Origin of the sequence: Jatrophihabitans sp. (genome assembly GCF_036388195.1) — a bacterium.
In the GTDB taxonomy this organism is placed as follows: domain Bacteria; phylum Actinomycetota; class Actinomycetes; order Mycobacteriales; family Jatrophihabitantaceae; genus Jatrophihabitans_A.
The window spans coordinates 1-9,402 of the sequence record NZ_DASVSG010000037.1 but is presented as its reverse complement, the minus strand read 5'-3'; the positions used below and the strand labels follow the sequence as shown (position 1 = coordinate 9,402).

The 9,402-nt window shown below is 70.8% G+C and carries 8 protein-coding genes; all 8 read left to right on the top strand.

Annotated elements, in window-relative coordinates; all coding sequences use genetic code 11:
- Nucleotides 1–194: undecaprenyl diphosphate synthase family protein (locus VF612_RS03230; protein ID WP_408658406.1), on the top strand; the 194-nt coding region annotated here is incomplete at its 5' end.
- Entirely contained in the window at nt 194–550 is a 357-nt protein-coding gene (locus tag VF612_RS03225) for an antibiotic biosynthesis monooxygenase family protein (RefSeq protein ID WP_408658408.1), read from the top strand. The genes VF612_RS03230 and VF612_RS03225, both read left to right, overlap by 1 nt.
- A gap of 110 nt (nt 551–660) precedes the next feature.
- Entirely contained in the window at nt 661–1,887 is a 1,227-nt protein-coding gene (locus tag VF612_RS03220) for a phosphatase PAP2 family protein (RefSeq protein ID WP_408658405.1), read from the top strand.
- Between the two features lie 12 nt (nt 1,888–1,899).
- Complete coding sequence (locus VF612_RS03215) at nt 1,900–3,282, top strand: glycine--tRNA ligase (RefSeq protein WP_408658404.1); 1,383 nt, start codon at nt 1,900–1,902, stop codon at nt 3,280–3,282.
- A 13-nt stretch (nt 3,283–3,295) separates the two neighbouring features.
- Nucleotides 3,296–4,429, top strand: coding sequence for a tRNA dihydrouridine synthase DusB (gene dusB, locus VF612_RS03210; protein WP_408658407.1), 1,134 nt, complete (start codon nt 3,296–3,298; stop codon nt 4,427–4,429).
- Between the two features lie 90 nt (nt 4,430–4,519).
- Nucleotides 4,520–5,956 (top strand): hypothetical protein, encoded by a 1,437-nt coding sequence (locus VF612_RS03205; RefSeq protein WP_408658403.1) that lies wholly within the window; start codon nt 4,520–4,522, stop codon nt 5,954–5,956.
- Between the two features lie 106 nt (nt 5,957–6,062).
- Nucleotides 6,063–8,765: a pyruvate, phosphate dikinase gene (ppdK, locus tag VF612_RS03200; protein WP_408658402.1), complete on the top strand. Its 2,703-nt coding sequence runs from the start codon at nt 6,063–6,065 to the stop codon at nt 8,763–8,765.
- A 32-nt stretch (nt 8,766–8,797) separates the two neighbouring features.
- The gene (locus VF612_RS03195) at nt 8,798–9,322 is read left to right on the top strand and encodes a YbjN domain-containing protein (protein ID WP_408658401.1); all 525 of its coding nucleotides are present in this window, start codon (nt 8,798–8,800) and stop codon (nt 9,320–9,322) included.
- Nucleotides 9,323–9,402 lie beyond the last annotated feature (80 nt).

Sequence of the window (9,402 nt, the reverse complement as noted above, 5' to 3'; positions counted from 1 at the left end):
GCGAGCAGCGCACCTCGAACTTCCTGCTGTGGCAGTCGGCCTACGCTGAGTTGATGTTCCTCGACACCCCGTGGCCGGACTTCGACCGCCGGCATTTCTGGGCCGCCTGCGCCAGCTACGCCGCGCGGGACCGCCGGTTCGGGGGCGCCATCGATGCCAGCACCACCGGCTCCAGCAAGAGCAGCGCCTCGTGATCGCGCTGCTGCAGTTCCGACCGGACCCGGCGCAGTCCGCCGAGCAGTTCCAGTCCGACGCGGAGCAGGCGCTGCGGCTGCTGGCCGAGCGTCCGGGCTACCTGCGTGGCTCGGTCGGCCGCGCCACCGACGACGCCGGCAGCTGGCTGTTGCTGACCGAGTGGGAGTCGGTCGGCGCCTACCGCCGCGGCCTGGGCGGCTACCAGGTCAAGCTGCTCGCCACGCCGCTGCTGTCCCAGGCCCTCGATCAGCCCAGCGCGTTCGAGGAGCTGCTGCGGATCGGGCCGGACGGCCAGGAGACCGCCCGGGCCAGCGATCGGGCCGACGACGCCGATTGGGGCGACCGCAAGCTGTAACGCCCAGCGGGGCGCCCGCGCCGGTACCGGCCCGGCATCCGGTGGCCGGTAGTTTTGACCCACTGGCGGCTGCCCGACGAGACCCGACGAGACCCGACGAGACCGGTGAGGTGAGGACCCTGGCGACGACCGAGTCCAACCCCACCACCGAGTCCGACCCCACGACCGAGTCCGACCCCACGACCGGGTCCGACCCCACGACCGAGTCCGACCCCACGACCGAGCCGACGACCGAGCCGGACACCGCGGCAGCAGGCAGAGCCAGCCGGCGTCCATCGCTGACCACCGACACGCTGACCATCCTGCGCCGGACCGCCGTCACGGTCTGGGCGCTGGCGCTGCTGTACTGGTTCTTCCGGGTCGGCATCACGTTCGACCGCAACACGCTGCTGATCTACGTCTGCGCCGGGCTGCTGGCCGCCAGCATCGGGCGCCGCGGCGTGCTCAGCGTGGCACGGGACTGGCTGCCGTTCGGGGCGGTGCTGGTCGCCTATGACCTCAGCAGGGGAGCGGCCGAACGGCTCGGCCGGCCCACCGAGTGGCGCCTCCAGCTGGACTTCGACCGCTGGCTGTTCGGAGCGGATCCCGCCGTCTGGCTGCAGGCCCGGTTGAAGGAGCCGTTCCCGCCCTGGTGGGAAACCGGGGTCAGCCTGATCTACGTCTCCTACTTCCTCGCCCCGCCGGTGGTGGCCGGGCTGCTGTGGCTGCGCGACCGGGTGGCCTGGCGCCGGTTCGCCGCCCAGTTCGTCGCCATCTCGGTCATCGGCCTGGCCGGGTTCATCGCCTTCCCGGCCGCCCCGCCCTGGGCTGCCTCCCAGTGCACCGCCCAAGACGTGGCCGGCGGCCCGTCCGACCCACCCTGCATCAACGCCAAGGTCGGCACCCTGACCACCGGTGGGCTGCTGGAGCCGATGTCCACCCACCAGGGCGGTGCCGCCCCGTACGTCGAGCGCATCGCCACCCGCGGCTGGAACAAGCTCGGCATCCCGCAGGCCAAGGCGCTGATCGACGAGGGCCAGGCCGGGTCGAACCAGGTGGCGGCCGTGCCGTCGCTGCACGCGGCGATCTCCGCGCTGCTCAGCGTGTTCTTCTGGCCCCGGGTCCAGCGCCGCTGGCGGCCGCTGCTGGCGCTCTATGCCGTGGGGATGGGGTTCGCCCTGGTGTACTCGGCCGAGCACTACGTCTTCGACATCCTGCTCGGCTGGCTGCTGACAGGCGTCGTGGTGGCGGTGTTCGGCCGGTGGGAGCGGGCCCGCAGCCGCCGCCGGCCGGGCGCAGACACAAAGCCGGTCGTGGCTACCGATACCCTGACGCCAGGAGTACCGACCCGTTCCTGATGGAGAATCGCAGTGCCCGTTGATCGCAATGACGCCGTCGTCAGCCTGTCGAAGCGCCGCGGCTTCGTCTTCCCGGCTGCCGAGATCTACGGCGGAACCCGGTCGGCCTGGGACTACGGCCCGCTCGGCGTGGAGCTGAAGGAGAACCTGCGCCGGCAGTGGTGGAAGTCGATGGTCACCGGCCGCGACGACATCGTGGGCCTGGACTCCTCGGTGCTGCTGCCCCCGGCCGTCTGGGAGGCATCGGGCCACCTGGCCACCTTCTCCGACCCGCTGACCGAGTGCACGCACTGCCACAAGCGGTACCGGGCCGATCACCTGGAAGAGGGCTACCAGGCCAAGAAGGGCCGGCTGCCCGAGCACGGCCTGGCCGACATCAGCTGCCCCAACTGCGGCAACCGCGGCACCTGGACCGAGCCGAAGCAGTTCTCCGGGATGCTCAAGACCCACCTCGGCCCGGTCGAGGACGAGTCGGGCCTGGCCTACCTGCGTCCCGAGACCGCCCAGGGCATCTTCCTCAACTTCCTCAACGTGATGACCACCTCGCGCAAGAAGCCGCCGTTCGGCATCGCCCAGACCGGCAAGTCGTTCCGCAACGAGATCACGCCGGGCAACTTCATCTTCCGGACCCGGGAGTTCGAGCAGATGGAGATGGAGTTCTTCGTCGAGCCCGGCACCGACGAGCAGTGGCACGAGTACTGGCTGCAGGCGCGCTGGGACTTCTACGTGGGCCTCGGCCTGAACCCGGACAACATGCGGTTCTACGAGCACCCGAAGGAGAAGCTGTCGCACTATGCCAAGCGCACCGTCGACATCGAGTACCGGTTCAACTTCGGCGGCAAGGAGTTCGACGAGCTCGAAGGGATCGCCAACCGCACCGACTTCGACCTGTCCACCCACTCCGAGCACTCCGGGGTGGACCTGAGCTATTTCGATCAGGAGAAGAACGAGCGCTGGAAGCCCTATGTCATCGAGCCGGCCGCGGGCCTGACCCGGGCGACGCTGGCCTTCCTGCTCGACGCCTACACCGAGGACGAGGCGCCGAACACCAAGGGCGGCATGGACAAGCGCACCGTGCTGCGGCTGGATCCGCGGCTGGCGCCGATCAAGGTCGCGGTGCTGCCGCTGTCCCGGCACGCCGACCTGTCGCCGATCGCCCGGGACCTGTCCGGGGCGCTGCGCCAGCACTGGAACATCGAGTACGACGAGACCCAGGCGATCGGCAAGCGCTACCGCCGCCAGGACGAGATCGGCACGCCGTACTGCGTCACCGTCGACTTCGACACCCTGGACGACCATGCGGTCACCATCCGCGAGCGCGACGCGATGACCCAGGAGCGGGTGGCGCTGGACAAGGTCGCCGACTACCTGGCGACCCGGCTGATCGGCTGCTGAGATCGGCGGCCTCCTGACCTCGGTCGCGCCGCCGCTGCGGATCGGCGAGCGGATCGTGGTCGACCCGCCGGTGGTGCTCGCGCCGCTGGCCGGCATCACCAACGTGGCGTTCCGCAGGCTGTGCCGGGAGTACGGCGCGGGCCTCTACATCTCGGAGATGATCACCTCCCGCGCGCTGGTGGAACGCAATCCGAAGACGCTGCGGATGGTCAGCTTCGCCGCGGACGAGACGCCGCGCTCGATCCAGCTGTACGGGGTGGACCCCGACATCGTGGCCCGCGCGGTGCGCATGATCGTGGCCGAGGACCTGGCCGATCACGTCGACCTGAACTTCGGCTGCCCGGTGCCGAAGGTGACCCGGCGTGGCGGCGGCGCCGCCCTGCCCTGGCGGATCAACCTGTTCACCGACCTGGTCGGCGCGGCGGTCAAGGCCGCGGACGGGCAGCTGCCGGTGACGGTCAAGATGCGCCTGGGCGTGGACGCCGACCACCTGACCTACCGCGAGGCCGGCCTGCTGGCCCAGGACGCCGGGGTGGCCTACGTCGCCCTGCACGGCCGGACGGCGGCGGACTTCTACGGCGGCCAGGCGTCCTGGGAGCCGATCGCCGAGCTCGCCGGGCTGCTCGACATCCCGGTGCTGGGCAACGGCGACATCTGGGAGGCCGCCGACGCGGTGCGGATGGTGCGCCAGACCGGCTGCGCCGGCGTGGTGGTGGGCCGGGGATGCCTGGGCCGGCCCTGGCTGTTCGGGGACCTGGCGGCGGCGTTCGCCGGTGAGCAGCGGCTGAACCTGCCCGGCCTGGACCAGGTCGCCGCGGCGATGTACCGGCACGCCGAGCTGCTGGCCGACTGGCTCGGCGAGGAGCGCGGCGTCACCGACTTCCGCAAGCACGTGGCCTGGTACCTCAAGGGATTCTCGGTCGGCAGCGAGCTTCGCCGCGCGATGGCGCTGGCGTCCGGGCTGGACGAGCTGGCCGGCCTGCTGGCCCAGCTGGACCAGAGCCAGCCGTTTCCCGCCGAGGTGCTCGGCCGGCCCCGCGGACGCACCACCGGAGCTCGCCGGGTCACGCTGCCCGAGGGCTGGCTGGCCGACCGGGAGTCCCGCCAGGTGCCGTTCGGCGCGGAGCTGGACGACTCCGGCGGCTGACCGCGACATTGCCGGCGGTCGTGACGAGGTCAGTCCTGAACGTTCAAACGATCAGCGCTGGCGGCCCGGACGCCTGGCATGCTGACGCGCATGGATCTCGAGAGCGGAGCGGGGCTGCTGCACCGGTTGACGTCCTACACCCCCGATCAGGACTGGGACGTGCCGGTCGATGACCCCCGGGTGCGGCACGACCTGGTTCCGAACGACCTGGCCACCATCCCGCCGCAGGTCAAGGAGTACGCCGCCGGCCTGCCGGTGACGCCGTTGCCCCGCGAGCTGCCGGATCCGGGCGTCAGCGCCACCGCCGTGCTGGCGGGCAGCCCGGTTCCCAGCAGGCCGCTCGACGCGGCGCAGCTCGGCCGGATCCTCTACCTCGGCGCGGGCGTGGTCCGGACGGGCGAGCGCCCCGGCCGCCAGATCCTGTTCCGGGCCGCGGGCTCCGCGGGCGCCCGGTTCCCGCTGGAGATCTATGCCAGCACCAGAGGCGTTCAGGGGGTGCCGGACGGGGTGCACTGGTATGACCCCGTCGACCATGCCCTGGTGCAGGTCGGGCCCGCGGCGGGTGGCGCGGCCAGCACGCTGATCGTCACCGGGATACCGTGGCGGACCGGGTGGCGCTACGCCGAGCGGGGCTGGCGCCATCTCTACTGGGACGCCGGCACCGCGCTGTCCCAGCTGATCGCCGCAGCGGACAGCGCTGGCGCTCGGCCCCGGCTGCGGACGCGGTTCGCCGATGCCGCGATCACCCGCCTGGTGGGCGCCGACGGCGTGCACGAGTTCCCGCTCGCGCTGGTCTGCCTCGGCGACGGAACGCCGGCCATCGAAGCCAGCGGTCCGGCCACGCCAGGTTTCCTGCCTGAGGTCGAATTCCCGCTCTGCACGCAAGCCCAACGTGCCGGCGACAGCGACGAACCTGGCCCGGCGTGGCCGGTCGGCCCGGTGCTGGTCGACGTCGGAGAATCACCCGCGCTGGACGAGGTGATCCTGCGGCGCGGCTCGCAGCGGCTGATGGACCGCGACGCCCGGCTGCCGCGGCGGCTGCTGGAGTGGCCGATGCGCGCGGCGATGCGCGGGATCGAGGTGCCGCACTGGGTGGTGGTGCACGGCGTGGAGGACACCGCCCCGGGCATCTACCGGTGGCCCGATCTGGATACCCCGCAGCGGCAGGCCGAGCTGCGCGACGAGCTGCTGCGGATCGCCCTGGACCAGTACCTGGCCGCGGACGCCGGCTACGTGGTGATCGGCGCGATCGACGGCGCCGAACTGGACGACCGGGGCTACCGGGACGCGCAGCTCGCGGCCGGCCTGGTCGAGGGACGGCTGCATCTGGCGGCGTACGCCCTCGGCGCGACCGCGTCCGGGATGACCTTCCTGGACAGCGAGGTGCCGGCGCTGCTGGGCCAGTCCGGCGACCTGGTGACGTTGCTGTTCACCTGCGTCGGGGTCGGCGAGTACGTGTCCCGGCCGGGTGGGGTTCCGGGCGCGCCGGTCCCCGTTCGCCAGGTCAAGGAAAGGATCAAGGACTGAACCGGTGTGGCGTTGGCCTCCAGATTGCGGTACTTGCTGACCGCAATCGCTTACGCCCCCTATGGTCGGGGCAACGATCGTCCGTCTCACAGTGTGGTGGTGCACGATGACAAAGTTCGTCTATGACTTCGACGAGGGCAGCAAGGAGCTCAAGGAGCTGCTCGGCGGCAAGGGCGCCAACCTCGCCGAGATGACCAATATGGGGCTGCCCGTCCCGCCCGGGTTCACCATCACGACCGAGGCCTGCCAGGTCTATCTCAAGCACGGCCGCGAGCCGGCGGAGCTGTCGGCCGAGGTGAGCGAGCACCTGGCCGCTCTCGAGGTCCGGATGGGCAAGAAGCTCGGCCAGACCGATGACCCGCTGCTGGTCTCGGTGCGCTCCGGGGCGAAGTTCTCGATGCCCGGCATGATGGAGACGGTCCTCAACGTCGGGCTCAACGACCAGTCGGTGCGCGGGCTGGCTGCCCAGTCCGGCAACGAGCGGTTCGCCTTCGACTCCTACCGGCGGCTGATCCAGATGTTCGGCAAGACCGTCCTGGACATCGACGGCGACCACTTCGAGCACGCGCTGGACGAGGCCAAGACCGCCAAGGGCACCACCAACGACCTGGATCTGGACGCCGAGGACCTGCGCAAGCTGGTCGAGACCTACAAGCAGGTGGTGGTCGAGTACGCCGGCCGGGAGTTCCCCCAGGAGCCGCGGGAGCAGCTGGACCTGGCGGTCCGGGCGGTGTTCGACTCCTGGAACGCGCCGCGGGCGATCCTGTACCGGCGCCAGGAGCGGATCCCCGCCGACCTGGGCACCGCGGTCAACATCTGCTCGATGGTGTTCGGCAACCTGTCCGAGGACTCCGGCACCGGGGTGGCCTTCACCCGCGACCCGGCCTCGGGCGCCAAGGGCGAGTACGGCGACTACCTGCAGAACGCCCAGGGCGAGGACGTGGTGGCAGGCATCCGCAACACCCTGCCGCTGGCCGATCTGGCCACCATCGACAAGAAGAGCCACGACGAGCTGATGGGCATCATGGCTCAGCTCGAGGAGCACTACCGCGACCTGTGCGACATCGAGTTCACCATCGAGCGCGGCAAGCTGTGGATGCTGCAGACCCGGGTCGGCAAGCGCACCGCCGCGGCGGCCTTCCGGATCGCCACCCAGCTGATCGACGAGGGCCTGATCGATGAGATGGAGGCGCTGCAGCGGGTGACCGGGGCGCAGCTGGCGCAGCTGATGTTCCCGCACTTCGACGACACCACCCCGCACACCAAGATCGCCCAGGGCATGAACGCCTCGCCCGGCGCCGCGGTCGGCAAGGTGGTCTTCGACTCCTACACGGCGGTGAAGTGGAGCCGCAGCGGCGAGAAGGTCATCCTGGTCCGGCGGGAGACCAACCCCGACGACCTCAACGGCATGATCGCGGCCCAGGGCATCCTGACCAGCCGGGGTGGCAAGACCAGCCATGCCGCCGTGGTGGCCCGCGGGATGGGCAAGACCTGCGTGTGTGGCGCCGAGCAGCTCAAGGTCGACACCAAGGCGCGGCACTTCAGCACCCCCGACGGCAAGGTCTACGAAGAGGGCACCGTCATCTCCATCGACGGCACCACCGGTGAGGTGTTCCTGGGCGAGGTGCCGGTGGTGGCCTCGCCGGTGGTCCGCTACTTCGAGGGCGAGATCGACCCCGAGAACGTAGGGCCCGAGGATGACGGTGATCTGGTCCGCGCGGTGCACCGGATCATGCGGGTCGCCGACGGCGGGCGTTCGATGGCGGTGCGGGCCAACGCCGACACCGACGCCGATGCCGCCCGGGCGCGGCGGTTCGGCGCCCAGGGGATCGGGCTGTGCCGCACCGAGCACATGTTCCTGGGCGACCGGCGGTCCCTGGTCGAGGCGCTGATCCTGGCTGACACCGACGAAGAGCGCGAACGGCAGCTGGCCGAGCTGCTGCCGCTGCAGCGCGAGGACTTCCTGGGCATCTTCGAGGCGATGGACGGGCTGCCGGTGACCATCCGGCTGCTGGACCCGCCGCTGCACGAGTTCCTGCCCGACATCACCGAGCTGTCGGTCCGGGTGGCGGTGGCCGAGGCCCGCGGCGAGCCGCGCGAGGGTGACCTGCGGATGCTGCAGGCCGTGCACAAGCTGCACGAGCAGAACCCGATGCTGGGGCTGCGCGGCGTCCGGCTCGGGCTGGTCATCCCCGGGCTGTTCGCCATGCAGGCGCGGGCGATCCTGGAGGCGGCCGCCGAGCGGGTCAGGGCCGGCGGGGTGCCACGGGTCGAGATCATGGTGCCGCTGGTCGGTGCGGTGCAGGAGTTCGAGTCGGTCAAGGACGACATCATCAAGGTCGCCCGGGACGTCCGCACCGAGACCGGGGCGCACCTGGAGTTCCTGGTCGGGACCATGATCGAGCTGCCCCGGGCGGCGCTGACCGCCGGCCAGATCGCCGAGTCCGCGGAGTTCTTCTCCTTCGGCACCAACGACCTGACCCAGACCACCTGGGGCTTCTCCCGCGACGACGTCGAGGCGGCGTTCTTCTCGCACTACCTGGAGAAGGGCATCTTCGGGGTGTCGCCGTTCGAGTCGCTGGACCGTGAGGGCGTCGGCGCGCTGGTGCGGATCGCCGTCGAGCAGGGCCGGTCCAAGCGTCCTGGGCTCAAGCTCGGGGTCTGCGGCGAGCACGGCGGTGACCCGGAGTCGGTGCACTTCTTCAACGAGGTCGGCCTGGACTACGTCTCCTGCTCGCCGTTCCGCGTGCCGGTGGCACGGCTGGAGGCCGGCCGGGCCAACCGGGCGCCGAGTGGAGACACGCGCTGATCCGAGCGGGGAGTCCGGGTAGCCTCGACGGCGTGCCTCTCCTCTGGCAGACGCGTCTCCGTAGCTTCGCCGCCTCGGCCATGGCGGCTGCGCGGGCCGGGGTGGAGCAGCGTCGATCGGCCGATCCGCCGATCGGGCGCCGCGAGGGCCCGATCGTGCTGCCGAACAACAAGGTGCTGCAGTCGATCCTCAAGGAATACGCGCTGCGCTCGGTGATCGACGACGACGGCGACCTCGCGGTGCGCTGGGAGAACTTCAGCATCTACTTCTTCCACTACGGCCGGGACGACGAGGTGTTGCAGGCGCGTCTCTACCTCAACCGCAGGTTCGAGGTGGAGCTGCGGCCGACGCTGGCCCTGGTGCTGGACGACTGGAATCGCAGCAAGCTGTTCCCCAAGGCGTACACGGTGCTCCCCGACGACGGCCTGGTCGGGATCTGCGCCGAGCAGGCCTTCGACTTCGAGGGCGGGATCAGCCGGCAGCAGCTGAAGTTCACGGTGGGCATGTGGCTGCAGAACCTCCAGCAGTTCGCCGATTGGACCGAGGAGCACGTCTGAGCACCGGCAGCTCCTGCTTCGGCTACAGCAGCCACGACCAGGCCCGCTGGCTGCCCGAGGACGACAAGCGGGCTCAGGCT

Coding starts and splice junctions, on each gene's coding strand:
- VF612_RS03205 (WP_408658403.1), top strand. CDS start 4,520: ATGGATCTCGAGAGCGGAGCGGGGCTGCTGCACCGGTTGACGTCCTAC.
- ppdK (WP_408658402.1), top strand. CDS start 6,063: ATGACAAAGTTCGTCTATGACTTCGACGAGGGCAGCAAGGAGCTCAAG.